Origin of the sequence: Variovorax sp. Root411, assembly GCF_001425205.1 — a bacterium.
GTDB lineage: Bacteria > Pseudomonadota > Gammaproteobacteria > Burkholderiales > Burkholderiaceae_C > Variovorax.
In genome coordinates, this window is the sequence record NZ_LMDW01000002.1 from 124,824 (window position 1) to 145,344 (window position 20,521).

Here is a 20,521-nt window from a genome sequence, read left to right on the forward strand (position 1 = left end):
CGCATCTTGTCGGCACTCCATGACCTCGCCGCCCAGTCCTACGGCGGCGACGAAGCCGGACTGATCTCCGGCTACCTCTTCGACGCCTCGGCAGCGGAGCCCGCGCGGGCCATCGACTCGGTGCAGGCCGCCGCATGGCTGGCCGAAGAGCGCGACCGTGAATGCACCGAGGAAAACCCGGCGTACGTCTGGCTCCATTTCAACCTGAGCCATGCGCATGCGGAGCGCTGGCTGGTGCGGCACGCGAACCTTTCCGACACCTTCTACGAGACGCTGCACGAAGGCCTGCCCTCCACGCGCATCGAGCGCGACGACGATTCGCTGATCGCCGTCATCAACGATGTGCATTTCGAGTTCAGCTTCGAGCCCTCGGACATCTCCACGCTGTGGATCAGCGTGGGTCCGCGCCTCGTGGTCACGGCGCGCACCAAGCCGCTGCGCTCGGTCGACACGCTGCGCACGGCCGTGAAGGCGGGCGACGCGCCGCGCTCCAGCACCGAGCTGCTCGAGCACCTGCTGCGTGCGCAGGCCGACGTGCTGGTGAAGATCGTGCGCGGCGTCACCTCGCGCATCGACCGCATCGAAGACGAGTTGCTCGCCGGCCGCCTCGACCACAAGCGCGCACGGCTCGGCGTGCTGCGCCGGCTGCTGGTGCGGCTGCAGCGGCTGCTGGCGCCCGAACCTGCCGCCCTCTTCCGCCTGCTGCAAGGGCCTCCCGCGTGGATGGCCGAGCCCGACTCGCAGGCGCTGCGCGGCTCGACCGAAGAGTTCTCGGTGGTGCTGCGCGATATGCAGGCGCTGCAGGAGCGCATCAAGCTGCTGCAGGAAGAAATTGCAGCCAACGTGAACGAGGACAACAACCGAAGCCTGTTCGTGCTGACGGTGGTCACGGTGCTGGCGCTGCCGATCAACATCCTGGCCGGCCTGTTCGGCATGAACGTGGGCGGCATTCCGCTGGCCGACCACAAGCACGGCTTCTGGATCGTGGTGGCGATCGTGGCGAGCTTCACCGCAGTGGCGGCATGGGCGGCTTTCCGCAAGAAGCGCTGACAAGGTGTGAATAAACCTGCTGCGCGCCCCGATCTCGCATCTGCGGTCCTCACCGTACGGAGTACCGCTCCGGTCCTCGATGCAAGCTCGGGGCGCTCGCGACGGTTTCTTCACACCTTGCGGCGCCCCGTGCCACGGCGCAGTAATGCTATTTATTTAGTAGCGTCTCGCGCAGCATCCATGCGCCCGCATCGATGTTCCAGACCCCCTAGAATGGCGGGGTGTCCTCCATTCTCAATGCCGATCTTCACTGCCACTCCGTGGTTTCCGACGGCACACTGACGCCCGAAGAACTGGCCGCGCGCGCAGCCGCCAACGGGGTCGAACTCTGGGCCCTCACCGACCACGACGAGGTCGGCGGCCAGCACCGCGCCGCCGCCGCCGCACGCGCCAACGGCATGCGCTACCTCACCGGCACCGAGATCTCCGTGACCTTCGCGGGCGAAACGGTGCACATCGTCGGCCTGGGCTTCGATGCCGACGACGCGGCCATGTCGCAAGGCCTCTACGACACGCGCGGCGGCCGCGGCAAGCGCGCACAGGAAATGTCCGAGGGGCTGGCGAAGGTCGGCATCCACGGCGCGTACGAAGGTGCGCTCAAGTTCGTCGGCAACCCCGAACTCATTTCGCGCACGCACTTCGCGCGCTTCCTCGTCGAGAAGGGCCACTGCCGCGACACGCCCGAGGTGTTCCGCAAGTTCCTCACCGAAGGCAAGCCCGGCTACGTGCCGCACCGCTGGGCCTCGCTGAAGGACGCGGTGCAATGGATCACCGGCGCCAAGGGCATGGCCGTGATCGCGCACCCGGGCCGCTACAAGTTCACGGCCAACGAGGAGTACGCGCTGTTCCTCGAATTCAAGGCGCATGGCGGCAAGGCGATCGAGGTCGTCACCGGCAGCCACACGCCGGCCGAGTTCGTCGAGTACGCCGACAAGGCGCTCGAGTTCGATTTCGCCGCCTCGCGCGGCAGCGATTTCCACAGCCCCGACGAGAGCCACTGCGACCTCGGCAAGCTGCCGCCGTTGCCCGGTGCGCTCACTCCTGTGTGGGAACTGCTCGGCGATCGCATCCAGCAGTGAGGCTGAGCTCCGGGCCCGGTATCGACAACGCGGCTACCGTTGCGCTGGCGAATGCGCGCGCGGCGCAGCAGCGCAGCCTCGGCAAGGAAGCTGAGCGCATCCTCGCCGGCATCGGTCTGGTGATCCTGGCCGTGGCCTGCTTCGCGACGCTCGACACGGCAACGAAGTACTCCACCCTCGGCGTGCCCATTCTCATGGGCGTGTGGTTCCGCTATGCCTTCCAGGCGGTCGCGACAACACTGGTGCTGCTGCCACTGCACGGCACCGAGCTGCTGCGCACGCAGCATCCGCGCTACCAGGCGCTGCGCGGGGCGCTGCTGCTGGCGTCGAGCATCTTTGCCTTCCTGAGCCTGCGCTACATGCCGCTGGCCGAGTTCACGTCGATCGTGCTGATCGCGCCGCTGGTGATCACGCTGCTCGCGGCCACCGTGCTCAAGGAGCAGGTCTCGCCGCTGCGCTGGATGCTGGTGGCGGGCGGCTTCATCGGCACGCTCGTCATCCTTCGCCCGGGCGGCGAGACCTTCGGCTGGGCAGTCCTGCTGCCCATCGGGCTGGTGCTGACCAACGCGTGGTTCCAGGTGCTCACGAGCAAGCTGGCGCAGACCGAGAACCCGCTCACCATGCACTTCTACACGGGCTGGGTCGGCACGCTGATCGCATCGCTCGCGCTGCCTTTCGTGTGGACCGCCCTGCCCTCGTGGGAATGGTGGGCGCTGCTGTGCCTCATGGGCTTCATGGGCACGGTGGGGCACTTCATGCTGATCCTGGCCTACCAGCGCGCGCCGGCTTCCACGCTCACGCCGTACTTCTATGCGCAGATCGCCTTTGCCATGCTCGGCGGCTGGCTCGTTTTTTCACAGATGCCCGACCGCTTCTCGCTCATCGGCATGGCGCTGATCGCGGTCTGCGGCGCGGCCGGTGCGTGGCTCACGGTGCGCGAGCGTCGCGTGCCGATCGAACCCGCCGAATCCTGATCAGGAGATTGTTCTTTCATGGCCCAGTACTTCGAAGTCCACCCCGATAACCCGCAGCAGCGGCTGCTGAAGCAGGCCGCCGCGTTGCTGGGGCGCGGGGAGATCGTGGCCGTGCCCACCGACTCCAGCTATGCGCTGGCCTGCCACCTCGACGACAAGGACGCGGTCGACCAGCTGCGCCGCATCCGCCAGGTCGACGAGAAACACCACCTCACGCTGCTGTGCCGCGACCTCAGCGAGCTGGCCAACTACGCACGCGTCGACAACAAGCAGTACCGCCTGCTGAAGGCGGCCACGCCCGGACCCTACACTTTCCTGCTCGAAGCCACCAAGGAAGTGCCGCGCCGCGTGAGCCATCCGCAGCGCAAGACCATCGGCCTGCGCGTGCCCGACCACAAGGTGCTGCTGGAGCTGCTGTCGCTGCACGGCGCGCCGCTGCTGGCCACCACGCTGATCGCACCGGGCGAGACCGAAGCGCTGAACGACGCGCAGACCATCCGCGAGCGCTTCGAAAAGCAGATCGGTGCCGTCATCGATGCCGGCGCCTGCGCCTCGCAGCCGACCACCGTGGTCGACCTCACGCCCATGGGCACGGGCGACGACCCGGTCGTGGTGCGGCAGGGGCGCGGTGCATTGGCCGTGCTCGGCCTCTGAAATCGGGCTGATAACCACTCCCGTCTGACACAATCGCCCAGTGGATTCCAACCTGATACAGACCATCCTGATCTACGCGCTGCCGGTGATCTTCGCGATCACCGTGCACGAGGCGGCACACGGCTACGTCGCACGCTATTTCGGCGACAACACGGCCGAGGTCATGGGACGCGTCACCCTCAACCCGATGAAGCACATCGACCCCATCGGGACCATCCTGATGCCGTTGATGCTGTACTTTGCAACCTCGGGCGCCTTCCTGTTCGGCTACGCCAAACCGGTGCCGGTCAACTTCGGGCGGCTGCGCCATCCGAAGCGAGACATGGTCTGGGTGGCGCTGGCGGGGCCAGTCTCCAATTTCATCCAGGCGATCCTGTGGGCACTGGTGCTGGTGGCGCTGGTCGCGGCCGGCGTCAGTGAAACCTTTTTCATCAAGATGGCGCAGGGCGGCATCCTGGTCAACCTCGTGATGTGGGCCTTCAACCTGTTCCCGCTGCCCCCGCTCGACGGCGGCCGCGTGCTGGCGGGCCTGCTGCCCAACGGGCGGGCCCAGATGTTCCTGGCGCGCATCGAGCCGTACGGCTTCTTCATCGTGATGGGCCTCGTCATCGCGGGCGTCGTCAGCACCTACTGGCTGCGGCCGCTAATGGATGTGGGCTACTTCGTCATCAACCTGCTCATCACGCCGCTCAAGGCATTGCTGCTCTAAGTTCTTCTTTCGTCAAATGGCCTCGTCTTCCCAAGCTCCCCTGCGCGTCCTGACCGGCATCACGCCGTCGGGCACGCCGCACCTCGGCAACTACGTCGGTTCGATCCGCCATTCGGTGCGGCAAAGCGTCGCGCCCGGTGTGCAGAGCTTCTTCTTCCTGGCCGACTACCACGCGCTCATCAAGGTGCAGGAGCCGGCGCTGATCCAGCGCTCCACCCTCGAGATCGCCGCCAGCTGGCTGGCCTGCGGGCTCGACCCCGAGCGCGTCACCTTCTACCGCCAGTCGGACATCGTCGAGATCCCCGAGCTGACCTGGTTCCTCACCTGCGTGACCGGCAAGGGCGTGCTCAACCGCGCGCATGCCTACAAGGCGCAGCTCGACAAGAACGTGGCCAAGGGCGAGGACCCCGATGCCGACGTGACTGCCGGCCTCTTCATGTACCCGGTGCTCATGGGCGCCGACATCCTGATGTTCAACGCCCACAAGGTGCCCGTGGGCCGCGACCAGGTGCAGCACATCGAGATGGCACGCGACATGGCGCAGCGCTTCAACCACCAGTACGGCGAGCACTTCACGCTGCCCGAAGCCGAGATCGATGACGCCGTCGCCACCCTGCCCGGCCTCGACGGCCGCAAGATGAGCAAGAGCTACGGCAACACGATCCCGTTGTTCGCGCCGCGCGCGCAGCTGCAAAAGCAGATTGCCAGCATCGTGACCGACTCGCGCGCCCCCGGCGAGCCCAAGGACACCGAGGGCTCGGCCCTGTTCCAGATCTACCAGGCCTTTGCCAGCGCCGAGGAAACCGAATTGCTGCGCAAGGCGTACGCCGACGGCATCGGCTGGGGCGACGCCAAGCAGCTGCTGTTCGAGCGCATCGACCAGGAAGTGGCGCCGCTGCGCGCACGCTACGACGCGCTCATGAACGACCCGGCGCAGATCGAGCGCATCCTGCTCGCCGGCGCCGCGAAGGCGCAGGCCCTGTCGAAGCCCTTCATGGCCAGCCTGCGCCACGCGGTCGGCCTGCGCAATCTCGCGGCCGGCAAGGACTCCGGGCAAGCCCGGGCGGCCAAGGTCGCGAAGCCCAGCTTCAAGCAGTACCGCGAGAAGGCGGACGGGCTTTTCTATTTCAAGCTGTTGGATGCGCGCGGCGAAACCCTGCTGCAGAGCCGTGGATTCACGTCGCCGCAGGAAGCGGGCCGTACCATCGCGCTCTTGCAGGCGCAGCGCGGCCAGGCGCTGGCCGCGCTGGCCAGCCAACTGGAACCCGTCGGGACAGAAGAAACACGCGCCGTCACCGAGGCGCTTGAGGCACTGGCAGAGGCAACACCCACGACCAGCGGGAGTTGATCCGGCAAACCCATCGGCTTACCTGCCGGTGAGCAGGACGAGAGAAGACGGTGCGATCACAAAGGAAGAAAACATGAGCATTTATGTCATCGACGACCACCCCCTGATGCGCGACGCGATCGTGATGGTCTTGCGGCGCTTGCGCCCGGCCGAGAACATCGTCGAGCTCGAGCGCCTCGACAAGCTCGCGGGCTCCGTGCAGCAGCGTGGCGCGCCCACCCTCTTCTGCCTGGACCTGAAGCTCCCGGACACCAATGGCGTGTCGGGCGTGATCGCGGTCAAGCAGGTCTATCCGAACGTGCCGATCGCCGTGTACTCGGCGGCACCGTCCGCGGACATGGAGGACGCCTGCATCGAGGCCGGCGCCGACACCTACATCGAGAAGTCGGCCAGCTCCAACGAGCTGGCGGCGGCCTTGCGCGGCCTGCTGATGGCGGGCTCGGAAGACGAAGCCGACGAGATGCCGGCCGCCAACAGCGGCAAGCTCTCGAAGCGGCAGACGCAGCTGATCGCCATGCTCGACAAGGGCATGAGCAACCGCGACATCGCCACCGACCTGGAGATCAGCGAGCACACGGTGAAGGTGCACCTGTGGCGCCTGTTTCGCAGGCTGGGCGTGAAGAGCCGCACGCAGGCGCTGCACTATGCACGCACGAATGGGCTGCTTTCTGGCTAACCCCCAGGCTTCGCGCACTTCGTGTCGCTGCGCCAACCCCCTTGCAGGGGGCAACACCTGCGGCCCGGCAGAGCCGGTTCCGCGGTGTTTCTGGAATAAAAAAACCGCGCTCTGCGCGGTTTTTTTGGGCGCCCCGTTAGCCGCCGGAGGCGCTCACGCGGGCTTGCGCCACGGCCTCGTCGGCGTCGTGCAGCGCCACGCGGAACACGCTGCCGCTGCCCAGGCGCGAACGCACGCTGACGGGGTGGCCCAGCACGTGCGACAGCCGCGCGACGATGGCCAGCCCGAGGCCGAATCCGTCGGAGGTGCCGGCATGGTCCGCCACCTTGTAGAACTCCAGGAACACGTCGCGCAGGTGCTCGGGCGCGATGCCGATGCCGGTGTCCCATACCTCTACGCGCAGGCCGTCGCGCGTCTGCCGCGCGGCCAGCAGCACGCCGCCTTCCGTCGTGTACTTGATCGCGTTGGCAAGCAGATTGCCGATCATGCGGCGCACGCGGATCGGGTCGGTCAGGAACGAGCCCTCGCACATGTGCACGCGGAAGTCCAGGCCGCGGCTCTCGGCTACCGGTCGGTATTGCAGTTCTAGGTCGTGCAGCAGCTCGGACATGTCGACCCGCTCCACGTGCAGGCGCACCTGGCCCGAGTCGATGCGCGCCAGGTCGAACATCGAGTCGAACAGCGCATTCACCGCGTGCGTGGCGCGCACGATCTTGGGCGCGAGCTCCAGCACCAGTTCGGGCTCGTTGCGCAGCCAATCCGCGTACAACGAAAGTGCCAGCACCGGCTGGCGCATGTCGTGCGCGGCGCTGGCCAGGAAGCGGTTCTTCATGGCCACGGCCGACACCGCCGCCTGCCGCTGCTGGGTCAGCGACTTGATCAGGATGTGGTTGTGGAACAGCAGCTCCAGGCTGTTGCGCGCCGTCTCGTGAATGTGCCGCCCCGCCCGCAGCAGCAAAAACCAGTGCAGCACCGGCAGCACCGGCATCAGGTAGCCGAACTGGAACTGCGGATGCTGCAGAGTGATCGAGGCCAGACGCAGCAACACCGCGCCCAGCATCGTGATGAACAGCGTGTTGACGTAGCGCTTGAGCAGCGGCGGATGCAGCGCCAGCCCGTTGAGCGGAAAGGTGCCCACGCCGGCCACGATGAGCCAGCTCATGAACTGGTTGACCTGCGGCGTACGCTCGAAGAACAGCAGCACCGAGAGGCCCCACACCACCGCGCTGGTGCTCCAGACGAAGCCATAGCGTTCGGTGAACTGCTGCTGCGCCGCCGCGCTGCGCCCGGCGTAGCGCACCGCGTAGACCTGGGCGCCCCACGCACGGCACGCAGTGGCGAGCAAGCCGGCCACGAGCCACGTGAGCAGTTCCCAGCGAGGCACGTAGGCCCAGCTCAGGCCGACCATCGCCGGCATCAGCGCGCCCGAAACGAAATACGAGCCCTTCGCAGAGCGCATGAGGCTGCGAATGAGTTCGCCGCGCACCCATGATTCGGCTTCGTCGGCCGAAGCCGGGGCGGGGGTCATGCTGGCGATCGACGCATTGGCCATAAGACCGGCGATCTTAACGGCCCACCCGACATCGTTTCACCAGGTAACCTTCGAAAACAGCGCTCGGCCATCCAAACCTTAAGCAGGAAGGATTCACGCTCTTGCCGATGGTCCTGCGCGGCGTGAGCACGCCGGCTAACATGGCGCCTGCTTTCGCGATCCGAATCTCATGCTGAACAACCTGATCCCCTTCCTCATCCACTGGGCCATCACCGCCGTCTCACTGTGGGTGGCCAGCCACCTGTTTCGAGGGCTCAAGTTCGACAGCACCGGCGCGCTGGTGGTCTCGGCGCTGCTGCTGGGCCTGGCCAACGCGGTCGTCAAGCCGCTGCTGATCGTGCTCACGCTGCCGCTGACGCTGGTGACCTTCGGGCTCTTCCTGCTGGTCATCAACGCACTGATGATCCTGCTGGTGGCCGCGCTGGTGAAAGGCTTCCGGGTGTCGGGCTTCTGGACCGCGCTGTTCGCGAGCATCTTCATCTCGCTGCTGAGCATCGTCATCGGCTCGTTCGTCACGGGCAGCGACCCGGCCGAGAAGGTGCAGATGCCGCAGAGCGGCAACTGGCTCTGAGCGCCTCCACCTCCTGCTCCGGACTTTCAGCCCTTCACCGCGCCGGCGGTCAGCCCCGTGATGATCTGCCGGGCCGCCACGAAGGTGAAGATCAGCGGCGGTATGGCGATCAGGCTGCCCATGGCCATCACCTTGCCCCAGTCCACGCCCATGTCGGTGACGAACAGCGACGCCGCCACCGGCAGCGTGCGCGTCTGCCGGTCGGTCAGCACCAGCGCGAGGATGAACTCGTTCCACGCGATGCGGAAGGTGAAGATCGACGCCGCCGCGAGCCCCGGTCCCATCAGCGGCAGCAGCACCTTGGTGAACACGCGCACCGGCCCGCAGCCGTCGATGGCCGCCGCCTCTTCGAGCTCCACCGGCACCTGCAGCACGAAGCCGTAGAGCAGCCAGATGGTGAATGGCAGGTTCACCGCCACGTACAGCAGGATCAGCCCCCAGAGGCTGTTCACCAGCTGCCACTGGCTCCAGATCATGAACACCGGGATCGCGAGCACGGCCAGCGGCACGGTGCGCAACAGCAGCGTGGCGTAGCCCACCGCCGAGCGGCCCGGAAAGCGGAAGCGCGCCAGCCCGTAGGCGGCCATGCAGCCGAGCACCAGCGTGATGGCGGTTGCGATCACGCCGACGAACAGGCTGTTGCCGAGGTAGCGGCCCAGGTTGTCTTCGGTGAGCACCGCGCGGTAGTTCTCCAGCGTGGGCATGAAGATGAAGTTCAGCGGCTGCGCGAAGATCTGCACCTGCTGGCGCAGGCTGGTCGCGAAGATCAATGCGATGGGCGCCACGCACAGCAGGCCGAGCGCAACCAGCATCGCGTAGTGCGCCACCACCAGGGGCAAAGGCCGCTTCATGGCAACTCCTTCATCGGGTTGGACAGCCGCAGCGCACCCCACGACAGCGCCGCTACCACCGCCAGCAGCAGCACCGACACGGCAGCCGCCACGCCGAGCTGCTGCCCGACGAAGGCTGTCTTGTAGATGTGCAGCGACAAGATCTCCGTGCTGTCGCCCGGCCCGCCGAAGGTCAGCACGTAGATCACCTCCAGCACGCGGAAGGCATCGATGAGCCGCATCATCAGCGTGATGGCGATCACGTTCATCACCATCGGCAGCTTCACCCTGAAGGTCATCTGCCACCAGCGCGCACCGTCGATGCGCGAGGCCTCGATGACCGCGCCATCGACGTTCGCCAGCGCCGCGACCATCATGATGAAGACGAAGGGCGTCCACTGCCAGATGTCGGCGATCACGATGGCGATGAAGGCCAGCGTCGGGTCGGCCAGCCAGCCCATGGGCGCCACGCCGAACACGCCCAGCAGCGCGTTGAGCAACCCGAACTGCGCATCGAAGATGTAGCGCCACGCCAGCCCCACTGCGATGGGCGCGATCATCATCGGCAGGATGAACAGCGTGCGGAAGAACGCCGTGCCGCGCACCGGGTGTTCGAGCGCGAGCGCCAGCGCAATGCCCAGCACCATCTCCGCGCTCACGCAGACGGCTGCGAACATCAACGTGGTCCACAGCGACGACCACACGCGCGGGTTCGAGAAGGCCGAGAGGAAGTTGCCCATGCCGACCCAGCGCGCCTCCGACCAGGGCGTGCCGAGGCTCCAGTCGAAAAAGCCCAGCTGGATCGCGGAGATCACGGGGTAGAGGCAGGCCGCCGCCATGACGAGCACGGCGGGGCCGACGTAGAAGGCTGGGAGCCAGCCGGGTCTGCGCATGACGAAGCGTCCGTTGCGGCGTCAGGCCGCGTAGCCGGATTCGCGCATGATCTTCGTCACCGTCGGCACCAGCTCATTGAGCGCGGCCTCGGCCGTCTTCTTGCCGATCAGCGCCTCGGAGATGCCCACGCCCAGCGCCTGCACATTGATCTTGTCCCAGGCCGGGATGATCGGCGCCAGTCGGGGTTGGAGTACTTGAGCGCCTCGCGGAACACGATGTACTCGGGGTACTGGCGCACGAGGTCGGCATCGGCCATGGTCGAATTGCGGATCGGCACGCCGCCCGCGCGCGCGACCGACTTGTCCTGCGCCTTCGAGGTGAGCCACTGCATCAGCAGGAAGCCGGCATCGCCGTTCTTCGCGTTCTTTGGAATCGCAAGGCCCAGGCCGCCCGACTGCGACGAGCGCCGCGTGCCGGCCGGATGCAGCGCCCAGCTGACCTTGCCCGCGACGCGGCTCTTGGCCGGGTCGTTGACGAGGCCGGCGAGCAAGGTCGAGTCGAGGTACATCGAGGCCTGCCCCTGCAGGAAGGCCGTGTTGCTCTCTCCCTGCCCGTAGCCAGCAATGCCCGCGGGGCCGGTGGCGACCACCTCCTGCAAAAACTTGAGCGCGGCCACGCCGATGGGATCGTTGAAGCGCGGCTTCCACTTGTCGTCGAAGATCGCGCCGCCCATCGGATTCAGGTGCAGCAGCCAGGCGTGCACGCACTGGTGGCCGGCCTGGCCGCGCGAGGCCAGCGCGCCAATGCCCTCCTTGTCCTTGATGAGGCGCAGCAGCTTGCTGAACTGCTCGTAATTTTCCGGCGGCTGAAGGTTGTGCTTGGCGAAGATGTCGCGCCGGTACGCGAGCACCGAGGTCTCGGCGCCATAGGGCAGTCCGTAGAGCTTGGCGCCCGGCCCCGGCAGGTAGCCCTTCGGGCCGCCGACGAGGCCGAGGTTCTCCAGGTAGATCGGGATGATGTCCTTGATGTCGTAGGCCGGGTCGGCCAGCGCCGCATTCGCCAGGTACGGGTCGAGCGGCCGGATGAGGTTCTTCGCGACGTACTCGCCCTTCCACATCACCACGTAGCTCGCGAGGTCGTAGTCGCCCTGCGGCTTGGCCATTTCGAGCAGCTGCTTGTCCTTCAGTCGCGCCATCGCGAGCTTGTCGACCTCGACCTTGATGCCGGTCTCGCGCGTGAACTCCGGCAGGATCTTCGCCATCGCGTCGTAGTGCGGATGCGAGGGCACGTTGAGGGTCACGGTCTGGCCCGCGTATTTGGCATAGCGGCTCTGCGCATTCGCCCCGCTGAATGGCAGGCCCGCGCCGAACACCGTGATGGCCGCGCTCTTGATAACGTCTCTGCGTTGCATAAAACCTCTCCTTGGAAAAAAACGAAAGCTGTCAGGGGCGCAGCGTCTGGCCGCTGGCCGTATCGAACACATGCATGTCCTCGGTGCCGGCCGTGAGCCCGACCGTGGTGTGCAGCAGGCCGTGCGCATCGCCCTGCACCGTGGCCGTGATGCGCGCGCCGCCCGCCACCGCGAGGTGGCCGACCACCTGGCTCTCGGTGCCGAGGTACTCGACGACGTCGACCTGGAGGTTCAGCGACGCGGGCCCGCTCGCGATGCGCAGCGCCTGCGGGCGAATTCCGACCGTCAGCGGCTGATCTGGCGAGGTCACGCGGTCGCGCAGCCAGCCTGGCGCCGGCAGCTCGAAGCCATCGCCGCGCAGCAGCCCGCCGCTGCCCTCGTGGCCGACGAAGCGCACCGGCATCAGGTTCATGCCCGGCATGCCGATGAAGGCCGCGACGAACAGCGTGGCCGGGCGGTTGAACACCTCGCCGGGCGTGCCGACCTGCTGGATGCGCCCTTTGTCGAAGATCACGATGCGGTCCGCCAGCGTCATCGCCTCGATCTGGTCGTGCGTGACGTACACCGTGGTCTTGGCCAGCCGCTCGTGCAGCAGCGCCAGCTCGGCGCGCATGTGGCCGCGCAGCTTGGCGTCGAGGTTCGACAGCGGCTCGTCGAACAGGAACACCCGGGGCTCGCGCACGATGGCGCGGCCGATGGCCACGCGCTGGCGCTGGCCGCCCGACAGCTCCTTGGGCTTGCGCTTGAGCAGATGCTCGATGTTCAGCACCTTGGCGGCCGCGGCCACCTTGGCATTCACCTCCGACCCCGGACGGCCCGCGAGGCTCAGCGCGAAGCTCATGTTCTGCGCCACGTCCATGTGCGGATAAAGCGCGTAGTTCTGGAACACCATCGCGATGTCGCGCGACATCGGCGGCAGCGCCGTCACATCGCGCCCGGCGATGCGGATCTGCCCTTCGCTCACCGTCTCCAACCCCGCCACCATGCGCAGCGTGGTGCTCTTGCCGCAGCCCGATTCGCCCAGCAGCACGACGAACTCGCCCTCGTGCACCGAGAGATCGAGCTGCTGCACTACGGTGACATCGCCAAAACGCTTGGCAACGTTGTTCAACTCCAGACCAGCCATGAACGCACTCCCTTTATTTTCTTGTCTTGCGTGATGTCAGCCGAAGGGGCGCCGTACGCCCCAGCCGACAGGTGGTATTCGATTTCCCGGATGCATCGGGTCGGGACCCCAGATCGCCTGGTAGGTGTCGATGCAGCGCCCGCGCCTTTGCAACGCGGCGAAAGCACCGGCCAGCGCCAGCCACCAGGCGCCCAATGCCAGCGGCATCCAGCGCGGCGCATCCGCCACCACGAAACCCAGTGCGATGACGCCGATGGCCGCGATCACCGCGAGCCAGCCGATGCCCTTGTGCGCGCGTTCGAAAAACAACCGCCAGCGCGTCATGTCGTAGTGGTCACCGCGCAACTGCCGGTCGGTCGGCCCGCCCTTGCTGCCGCGCAGCAGCGCACCGGCCACCTGCGCCCAGCCCGCAAGACACAGCGCCCAGCCGGCCACCGCATGAATGCGCGCGAGCTCGGTGGCTCCCTGTGCGCCGCGCCATGCCAGCACCACGCCCACCGTCATCGCCAGCACCCCGCTCCACTGCAGCACGCGGTGCGCGTGCCACCAGAAGGGGTTGTCGAGCCGGAGCGGCCAGCCCTGCGACGGCATGACCTTGCAGAAGCGCGCCGCCAATGCGCCCAGCGGCAGCAACAGGCCCCAGCCCAGCACCATGAGCCGCGCGTGCCAAGAGGCCCAGGGCGCGATCTCGTGGGTGGACGCACCGCTCAACGGCGCGAGGAACCAGTCGAGCAGCGGCATGCGTCACTTGCCCCAGACGGCCTTGTACTTGTCGCGGTACCCGTTGTCCGGATCAAACACGTTCTTCGGCCCGCCGTCCTTGCCCACGTTGCCCACCGTCACGAGGTGCACCTTGGGCACATAACCCGACCACTTCTCCTTGGCGAAGGCACGATTCAGCTCGTCGACGATCTGCCAGCCCTGCATGTTGAGCGGCTCGGGCACGGTGCCGGCCTGGAAGCGCTGCGTGCGGATGCGCTGGTAGGCGGCCTCGGAGCCATCGCCCGCAGACACGGCCTTGGGATTGCCGTCGCCCTTCTTGCCCGCCGCCGTCAGCGAGGGGCCCATGAAGTCGAAATACAGGTCGTTGATGGCCAGCGAGTGCGTCCACTTGTCGCCGAAGCGCTGCAGCAGCGAGGTGGTGAGCTGAGGCATGCGGGTGGAGCTTTCGGCGATGGGGCTGTCCTCGAAGCTCAGCACGGTGCAGCCGCCGCACTTCTTGATGACGGCTTCCATCGCACGCGCCTTGTAGAGCGCGATGGCGTACTGCGAGTCGGTGAAGATCACCACGCCGGCCTTGCCGTTCGAATCGGCCACCACCCATGAGGCGGCGACATCGGCCACGTCGTCGGTCACCGTGGTCACGTTGGCGTAGAGGCCCGCCTTGTCGTTCGGGCCGGGCTGCTCGCCCGAATGCCAGCCGACCAGCGGGATGCCCGACTTGGCCGCGCCCGAGAACGCGGCCTTCTGCTCGGTGGTGTCGAAGCCGCCGACCACGATGCCCGCGGGCTTGACGGCCAGCGCCTGGTTGAGCGCGGCGGTGCGGCCGCTCACGGTGCCCTGCCCATCGATGACACGCACCGTCCAGCCGATGGCGCGGGCCGCTTCTTCCACGCCCTTGCTGACGCCGACGATGCCGCCGTTCTTCATGTCGCCCGCGACGAAGACGATGGTCTTGCCGGCCGCGGCCTTGGGGCCGGCGGTGGGGCCGTCCCACTTCTCCTTGGTCATGGTCGCGACCGCGACCTTCTGCTTCGCCGCTTCGAGAAAGTCGTCGGCCATCGCCTTGTGCGCCAACGTGGCGGCGCACAGGGCCAGCACGGCGGCGGCCGTGCGTGCGTGAACACTCTTCTTCATACTTTGTCTCCGGTGGTTGTGATGGGAACGGGCTGTGCGTGGTCGAGCTGGCGCTCGGCAATGCGCCGCTTGATCGAACGGTTGCGACGCTGCTGCGCCCAACCCGCGATGCCGATGGACACCAGCAGCGTCAGGCCGTTGAACAGCGGCTCCACATAGAAGGCGCCGCCGAACTGCTGGATGCCCGAGATGCCAATGGCGAGAATCGCCACGCCGACCAGCGTGCCCCACACGTTCACGCGGCCGGGCCGGATGGTGGTGGAGCCGAGGAACGCGCCGACCAGCGCCGGCAGCAGGAATTCGAGCCCCACGCTGGCCTGCCCGATCTGCAGCCGCGAGGCCAGCAGCACGCCCGCAAAGCCCGACAGCAGCCCCGAGGCAACGAACGCGCCCATCACATGCCTGCGCACCGAAATGCCGTTGAGCTGCGCCGCCTTCGGGTTCGCGCCGATCACGTACAGCGCGCGGCCCAGCGGCGTGAACTCGGTGACGACCCACAGCGTGACGCTCACCGCGAGCACGTAGAACGCACCGATCGGCAGCCCCAGCAGGTTGCCGCCCGCGATGCCGACGAAACCATCGGGCAGCTCGCCCACCACCTGCCGCCCGCCGCTGTGCCACATGGCGACCGCGTAGATCACGGTGCCGGTGCCCAGCGTGGCAATGAACGAATCGATCTGCGCGAGCTCGACCAGCAGCCCGTTGAGCACGCCGAACAGCGCCGCGCACAGCAGCACGACCAGCACCGCCGCCGGCCACGGCAGCCCGAGCTGCGTCTGCAGGCTGATCGCGAGGATGTGCCACAGCACGATGCCGTAGCCCACCGTGAGGTCGATCTTGCCGGTGATCATCGGGATGGTCGCGGCCAGCGCGAGCAGCGCGATCACCGACTTGTCGGCGAGGATCGCGCGCAGGTTGAACAGCGTCGGGAAGGTGTCGGGCAGCAGCAGCGAGAACAGCAGCGCCAGCGCCACCATCAGCACCACGAGCCCGTACACCGGCATCGCGCGGCCGATGCGCTGCGCGAGCGAGATGGCCTCGCCGTCGAGGGACTTGTCGGGCTCCAGCGCCGTGGACTTGATCGAGCTGCTCATGCTGATATTTCCTCGCGCGTTGCCGCGCCTGCTGCCAATGCCAGAAGTTTTTCGACCGTGATCGCTTCGCCCGTGAGTTCGGCGGCGATCAAGCCGTCGCGGAACACGAGCACGCGGGTGCACACGGTCGCGATTTCCTCGAAGTCGGTGGAAACGACGACCAGCGCCGTGCCGGCCTCGGCGCGCTCGCGCAACACGCCGTAGATCTGCCGCTTGGCGCCGACGTCGACACCCGCGGTCGGCTCTTCGAGCACCACCAGCGGCTTGTCGAGATGGAACCAGCGCGCCAGCACCACCTTCTGCTGGTTGCCGCCGGAGAGCTGCTGCACTTCGGCCGAAGGCGCGGGCGGGTTGATGTCGAAGCGCGCGATGAGCGAGAGCGCATGGCCGGTTTCGCGGCGCGGGCGGTCGAAGGCCAGGCCGCGGTCGCCGTGCAATGCGGCGTTGGGGAAGAGGTTCTCCAGCACGGTCATCGAGCCGGCGAGGTTTTCTTCGAGCCGTTCGCCGGCGACGTAGGCCACGCCCGCTCGGATGGCGTCGGCCGGGCAAGTGAAGTCGCAGGCCTTGCCGAGCAACTGCATGCGGCCGGCCGACAGCGGCTCGCGGCCGAAGATCGCGCGGCTGATGGCCTCGTGGCCCGCACCGCGCAGGCCGACGAGGCCCAGCACTTCGCCACGGTGCACCGCCAAGCTCAACGGGCCGGCGTTGCCGCTGGCCGCGCCGTCGAGCTGCAGCACGGGCTCACTCTGCGCAGGAGTCTTCGCCTTCTGCACCGAAGCCGACAGCGCCTTGCCGACGATCAGCCCGACCAGCTCGCCTTCGTTCGTCTGCGCCGTGGTCTTCACCGCCACGAGCTTGCCGTCGCGCATCACGGCCGCGCGGTCGGAAATGGCCATCACCTCGTCGAGCCGGTGCGACACGTACAGCATCGCCATGCCCTGGCGGCGCAGTTCGCGCAGCACGCCGAACATGCGCTCCACGTCGCTCATCGGCAGGCTGGCCGAAGGCTCGTCGAGCACCAGCAGCCGCGCCTTCACTTCGAGCGCGCGGCCGATGGCGAGCAACGATTTCTCGGCGCGCGTGAGCGAGAACACGCGGCGCCCAGGGTCGATGTCGCAGCCCACGCGCGCCATCACCCGGCGCGCCGTGTCGTTCGCGGCCGACCAGTCGATGAGGCCGAAGCGGCGCGGGTAGCCGGTGCCCAGGCCCACGTTCTCGGCAACCGTCATCCATTCGACGAGGCCCAGGTCCTGGTGGATGAAGGCGACCGGCTGCTCGCGCCGGTCGCTGCGTCGCCAGTCGGCCTGCGGCTGGCCGTCGAAAAGAATCTCGCCCTGGTCGGCGGGATAGATGCCCGCGAGCAGCTTGATGAGCGTCGACTTGCCCGCACCGTTCTCGCCGAGCAGCGCAAGGATTTCTCCGGCGCGCACGTCGAGCGTGACGTTGTCGACGGCCTGCGTGCCACCGAAGCGCTTGCTGATCGACTGGAACTGCAGCAGTGGGGAAGCGGTGCTCATGCGCCGGCCGCTCCACGGGTGTTCAGGCGAATGCGGTACAGCGAGGTCGAGGCGCACACATACAGCTCGTTGCCGTCGCTGCCGCCGAACGTCAGGTTGCCCACCTTCTCCGGCACCGCGATGCGCGCCATACGCGCGCCGTCGGGGTGATAGACCTGCAGGCTGTCGGCGCTGCTCGTGTAGACGAAGCCGTGCACGTCGACGCGAAAGCCATCCGCGAGCCCCGGCTCCACAACCGCGAACACGCGCGGGTTGGCGAGGTCCTGCCCGCCGATCACGTCGAAGGCGACGATGTGGTGATGGCCCGAGCCATCGGTGCGCAAGGCGGCCGAGGTGTCGCTCACATAGAGGATGCTCTCGTCGGGCGAGAAGGCCAGGCCGTTGGGCTCCTCGACGAAATCGCTCACCGAGCGCAGCGCGCCGCTCGCGGGGTCGAAGCGGAACACGTGGTTGCGGCCCAGCTCGCTTTCTGCCTTGTGCCCTTCATGGTCGGACACGATGCCGTACGGCGGATCGGTGAACCAGATGCTGCCGTCGCGCTTCACGACGATGTCGTTGGGCGAGTTGAGGCGGCGGCCCTGGTAGCGGTCGACCACCACCTCGTCGGCCAGCGGCAGAAGGCCCTGCCCGAAGCGCGTGCGCACGATGGCGCGCAGGCCGTGCGAGCAATGCAGCAAGGCGCCATCGGCCTCGCGCGTATGGCCGTTGGTGAACTCCACGCCCTCGCGCCACACCCTCATGCCGCCATCGGCGTGCCAGCGCAGCATGCGGTTGTTGGGGATGTCGCTCCACAGCACCGCGCCGTCTTCGCGCATCCACACCGGGCCTTCGCTCCAGGCGGCGCCGGTGCACAGGCGTTCGAGCGGGCCGGCATCGCGGGCGACGGAGGCGAAACGGGAGTCGAAGACTTCGATGGTCATGGCCAGCACTGGTCCCTGAAGTTGGGGTTCGCAGTGTGCATCCAAAAAGATACCGGTAACCTAGGTCTTTCCCGTACGCCGATTGCGCCGTCTTTCATTCTTACAAAATCGTAATTCGCTGTATTCTTTGTGCGTCGAACACTGCGAATCAAAGGTTATCGGTATCAGATATCGTGTCGCATATCCTCGAACCCGCATTTCCGAGAGAGAGAAAGAAGAAGCCCTTGCCTCCAAACAAAGCCACCACTGCCCCCCTCGCCCGTCCTGCGACGATGGCCGACGTGGCCGCGCGCGTCGGCGTGTCGAAGATGACGGTATCGCGCGCGCTCAACCGCGGCGCGAGCAGCGACCGCGTGACCTCCGAGGCGCTGCGCCAGCGCATCCTGCAGGCCTGCGAGGAAATGGGCTACGTCATCGACCAGACCGCGCGCACCTTCTCCAGCAAGCGCTCGGGCTTCATCGCGGTGCTGGTCCCCTCGCTCAACAACTCCAACTTTTCGGAAACCGCGCAGGGCATCACCGCGGCGATAGAAGCGCGCGGCCTCCAGCTGCTGCTGGGCTACACCGACTACCGCGTGGAGACCGAAGAGCGCCTGCTGCGCGCCATGCTCGCGCGCCGGCCCGAGGGCGTGATCCTCACGGGCGGCTCGCACACGCCCGCCGCACGCGCCATGCTGCAGGCCGCCGGCGTGCCGGTGGTCGAGACATGGGACCTACCTTCCACGCCCATCGAGCACACGGTGGGCTTCTCGAACGCGGAGGCCGCCGCGGCGATGGTGCGGCATCTTCATGGCAAGGGCTACCGCCGCATCGCCTTCATCGGCGGCACCTCGAACCGCGACACGCGCGGCGCCGACCGGCAGCGCGGCTACGCGCAGGCGATCCGCGAACTGGGCCTGCCCGATGGCCACGTCATCAGCTTCGGCCAGCCGCCGATCTCGATGGCGCAAGGCGGCGAGGCAGTGGCGCAGCTGATCCGGCAGTGGCCCGACGTGGATGCCGTGATCTGCGTGTCCGACCTGTCGGCCTTCGGCGCACTCATGGAATGCCAGCGCCGCGGCTGGGACGTGCCCGGCCGCATCGCGATCGCGGGCTTCGGCGACTTCGAGGTGGCGCGCGCCTGCCACCCGCGCATCACCACCGTGGCGGTGGATTGCGTGGGCATCGGCAGGGCGGCGGGTGAGCTGCTGCTGCGCGTGATCGACGGTGCGCGCGAAGGGCATCGGCCACCTGCGGAGACGGTGCTGATTCCGTTCCGCATCGAGCAGCGGGAGAGTTCGTAGGCTCAGCGCACTCGCGGCACGCAGACCTGTACCAGGTCCATCACTTCCCTCGCGAGTTCGGAAGATTCGCGAATTCGATCGACCGGTCTTCTAGCCGTTCAGTACGAGTGACCCCTGCGGATATTGCCCGCACATGAATTCGACAAACGCGCGAACCTTCGGCGCAGGAAGTCGTCGCGATGTATGCAGGACCCAGAGCGCGACCTCCACGCCCGAAACCGTGCCCCACTGAACCAGATCTCCGCGAGTCAGTTGGTTCCACGCGATGGACTGCGGTATCAGGGCGGCGCCGGCCCCCGCAATCGCAGCGTCGCGAATCATCAGGAACGAGGAAAGTCTCAGCCTCGGGATCGGCTCCAGGACAAGGCGTCCGTCGTCGAGTGTCCAATTCGTGGGTTGAAAGCTTGTTGAAACGACGCCGGGAACAGGGCTGACCTTGCCCTTGCCTGGCTTGGGCATGGGCACGGATGGCGCGGCCACGACCACCAGCCGGTCCTTGGCGAAGCACCGACCTACGAGGCTGCTGTCGGGGCTTGGATTGATCCGGATCGCGGCGTCGAACTGCTCCTCGACGAGGTCGACCAGGCGATCGTCCGCCACTACCTCGCACGTGACGTCGGGGTAAGCCGCGCAGAACTCGGCGCAGATGCGCCCCATCGCAAGCTGGGAGAACAGCACCGGCGAAGCGACACGCAGGCGCCCGCGCGGTACCGACAAGCCCTCGCGAGCTGACGTCATGGCGTCAGCCACCTCGTGCATCGGCCCTTCGGTGCGATCCATCAGCATCTGGCCGGCTTCCGTGAGCTTGAGCCCGCGCGCGCTGCGCTCGATGAGCCGCACGCCGAGTTGCTCTTCCAGGTCCGCGATGCGACGGGACAGGGTGGCCTTCGATCTCCCGCTCGCACGGCTTGCCTTTCCGAGGCCTCCATTCGCTGCGACGAGTGCGAAGTCGGTCAAGGCGTTCAGGTCCATGTGTTCCGAATTTGAGACGAGGTGTCTTCATTTTCGCGTCTTCGTTTTACTGATGCAACAGCCT

The 20,521-nt window shown here is 67.2% G+C and carries 20 protein-coding genes; 9 read left to right on the forward strand and 11 right to left on the reverse strand.

Annotated features, from left to right (window positions below; all coding sequences use genetic code 11):
* Positions 1–6 precede the first annotated feature (6 nt).
* The 7 genes from ASC92_RS06690 (at position 7) to ASC92_RS06720 (ending at position 6,490) form a co-directional block, all read left to right on the forward strand.
* Complete coding sequence (locus ASC92_RS06690; protein WP_056512220.1) at positions 7–1,050, forward strand: transporter; 1,044 nt, start codon at positions 7–9, stop codon at positions 1,048–1,050.
* 221 nt (positions 1,051–1,271) lie between these two features.
* Positions 1,272–2,129, forward strand: a complete 858-nt coding sequence (locus ASC92_RS06695) for a 3',5'-nucleoside bisphosphate phosphatase (protein ID WP_056512223.1) — start codon at positions 1,272–1,274, stop codon at positions 2,127–2,129.
* Complete coding sequence (locus tag ASC92_RS06700; protein WP_056512226.1) at positions 2,126–3,103, forward strand: DMT family transporter; 978 nt, start codon at positions 2,126–2,128, stop codon at positions 3,101–3,103. Before ASC92_RS06695 ends, ASC92_RS06700 begins: the two co-directional genes overlap by 4 nt.
* 18 nt (positions 3,104–3,121) lie before the next feature.
* Positions 3,122–3,757 (forward strand): L-threonylcarbamoyladenylate synthase, encoded by a 636-nt coding sequence (locus tag ASC92_RS06705; protein WP_056512229.1) that lies wholly within the window; start codon positions 3,122–3,124, stop codon positions 3,755–3,757.
* Positions 3,758–3,797: 40 nt separating this feature from the next.
* On the forward strand, positions 3,798–4,466 hold the full coding sequence (locus ASC92_RS06710) for a site-2 protease family protein (protein WP_056512232.1): 669 nt from the start codon (positions 3,798–3,800) through the stop codon (positions 4,464–4,466).
* A gap of 16 nt (positions 4,467–4,482) precedes the next feature.
* Entirely contained in the window at positions 4,483–5,814 is a 1,332-nt protein-coding gene (locus ASC92_RS06715; RefSeq protein WP_056512234.1) for a tryptophan--tRNA ligase, read from the forward strand.
* Positions 5,815–5,887: 73 nt separating this feature from the next.
* A complete protein-coding gene (locus tag ASC92_RS06720) occupies positions 5,888–6,490 on the forward strand; it encodes a LuxR C-terminal-related transcriptional regulator (protein WP_007837193.1) in 603 nt (200 codons plus the stop codon).
* Between the two features lie 136 nt (positions 6,491–6,626).
* On the opposite strand, the gene shkS is transcribed toward ASC92_RS06720, so the two are convergent.
* Positions 6,627–8,042, reverse strand: a complete 1,416-nt coding sequence (shkS, locus tag ASC92_RS06725; protein ID WP_056512237.1) for a surface-behavior sensor histidine kinase ShkS — start codon at positions 8,040–8,042, stop codon at positions 6,627–6,629.
* A 169-nt stretch (positions 8,043–8,211) separates the two neighbouring features.
* On the opposite strand from shkS, the gene ASC92_RS06730 reads away from it, so the two are divergent.
* Positions 8,212–8,613, forward strand: a complete 402-nt coding sequence (locus tag ASC92_RS06730) for a phage holin family protein (RefSeq protein WP_056512241.1) — start codon at positions 8,212–8,214, stop codon at positions 8,611–8,613.
* A 26-nt stretch (positions 8,614–8,639) separates the two neighbouring features.
* Here the strand turns inward: ASC92_RS06730 and ASC92_RS06735 are convergent, their stop codons facing one another.
* The 9 genes from ASC92_RS06735 to ASC92_RS06775 form a co-directional block, all read right to left on the reverse strand.
* Entirely contained in the window at positions 8,640–9,464 is an 825-nt protein-coding gene (locus tag ASC92_RS06735) for a carbohydrate ABC transporter permease (protein WP_056512244.1), read from the reverse strand.
* Complete coding sequence (locus tag ASC92_RS06740) at positions 9,461–10,336, reverse strand: carbohydrate ABC transporter permease (RefSeq protein ID WP_056512247.1); 876 nt, start codon at positions 10,334–10,336, stop codon at positions 9,461–9,463. Before ASC92_RS06740 ends, ASC92_RS06735 begins: the two co-directional genes overlap by 4 nt.
* 107 nt (positions 10,337–10,443) lie before the next feature.
* The gene (locus ASC92_RS06745; RefSeq protein WP_235505712.1) at positions 10,444–11,688 is read right to left on the reverse strand and encodes an ABC transporter substrate-binding protein; all 1,245 of its coding nucleotides are present in this window, start codon (positions 11,686–11,688) and stop codon (positions 10,444–10,446) included.
* 31 nt (positions 11,689–11,719) lie between these two features.
* On the reverse strand, positions 11,720–12,814 hold the full coding sequence (locus ASC92_RS06750) for an ABC transporter ATP-binding protein (RefSeq protein WP_056512249.1): 1,095 nt from the start codon (positions 12,812–12,814) through the stop codon (positions 11,720–11,722).
* A 36-nt stretch (positions 12,815–12,850) separates the two neighbouring features.
* Positions 12,851–13,555, reverse strand: coding sequence for a cytochrome B (locus ASC92_RS06755; protein ID WP_235505714.1), 705 nt, complete (start codon positions 13,553–13,555; stop codon positions 12,851–12,853).
* A gap of 3 nt (positions 13,556–13,558) precedes the next feature.
* Complete coding sequence (locus tag ASC92_RS06760; protein WP_056512251.1) at positions 13,559–14,671, reverse strand: substrate-binding domain-containing protein; 1,113 nt, start codon at positions 14,669–14,671, stop codon at positions 13,559–13,561.
* Positions 14,668–15,765: an ABC transporter permease gene (locus ASC92_RS06765; RefSeq protein WP_056512253.1), complete on the reverse strand. Its 1,098-nt coding sequence runs from the start codon at positions 15,763–15,765 to the stop codon at positions 14,668–14,670. The genes ASC92_RS06760 and ASC92_RS06765 overlap by 4 nt, the downstream gene beginning before the upstream one ends.
* Complete coding sequence (locus ASC92_RS06770) at positions 15,762–17,282, reverse strand: sugar ABC transporter ATP-binding protein (protein WP_056512258.1); 1,521 nt, start codon at positions 17,280–17,282, stop codon at positions 15,762–15,764. Before ASC92_RS06770 ends, ASC92_RS06765 begins: the two co-directional genes overlap by 4 nt.
* On the reverse strand, positions 17,279–18,202 hold the full coding sequence (locus tag ASC92_RS06775; protein WP_056512818.1) for an SMP-30/gluconolactonase/LRE family protein: 924 nt from the start codon (positions 18,200–18,202) through the stop codon (positions 17,279–17,281). Before ASC92_RS06775 ends, ASC92_RS06770 begins: the two co-directional genes overlap by 4 nt.
* Before the next feature lie 272 nt (positions 18,203–18,474).
* Between ASC92_RS06775 and ASC92_RS06780 the strand changes: the two genes are divergently transcribed.
* A complete protein-coding gene (locus ASC92_RS06780; RefSeq protein ID WP_056512260.1) occupies positions 18,475–19,485 on the forward strand; it encodes a LacI family DNA-binding transcriptional regulator in 1,011 nt (336 codons plus the stop codon).
* Positions 19,486–19,575: 90 nt separating this feature from the next.
* On the opposite strand, the gene ASC92_RS06785 is transcribed toward ASC92_RS06780, so the two are convergent.
* Positions 19,576–20,457, reverse strand: coding sequence for a LysR family transcriptional regulator (locus tag ASC92_RS06785; protein WP_056512264.1), 882 nt, complete (start codon positions 20,455–20,457; stop codon positions 19,576–19,578).
* Between the last annotated feature and the right edge of the window lie 64 nt (positions 20,458–20,521).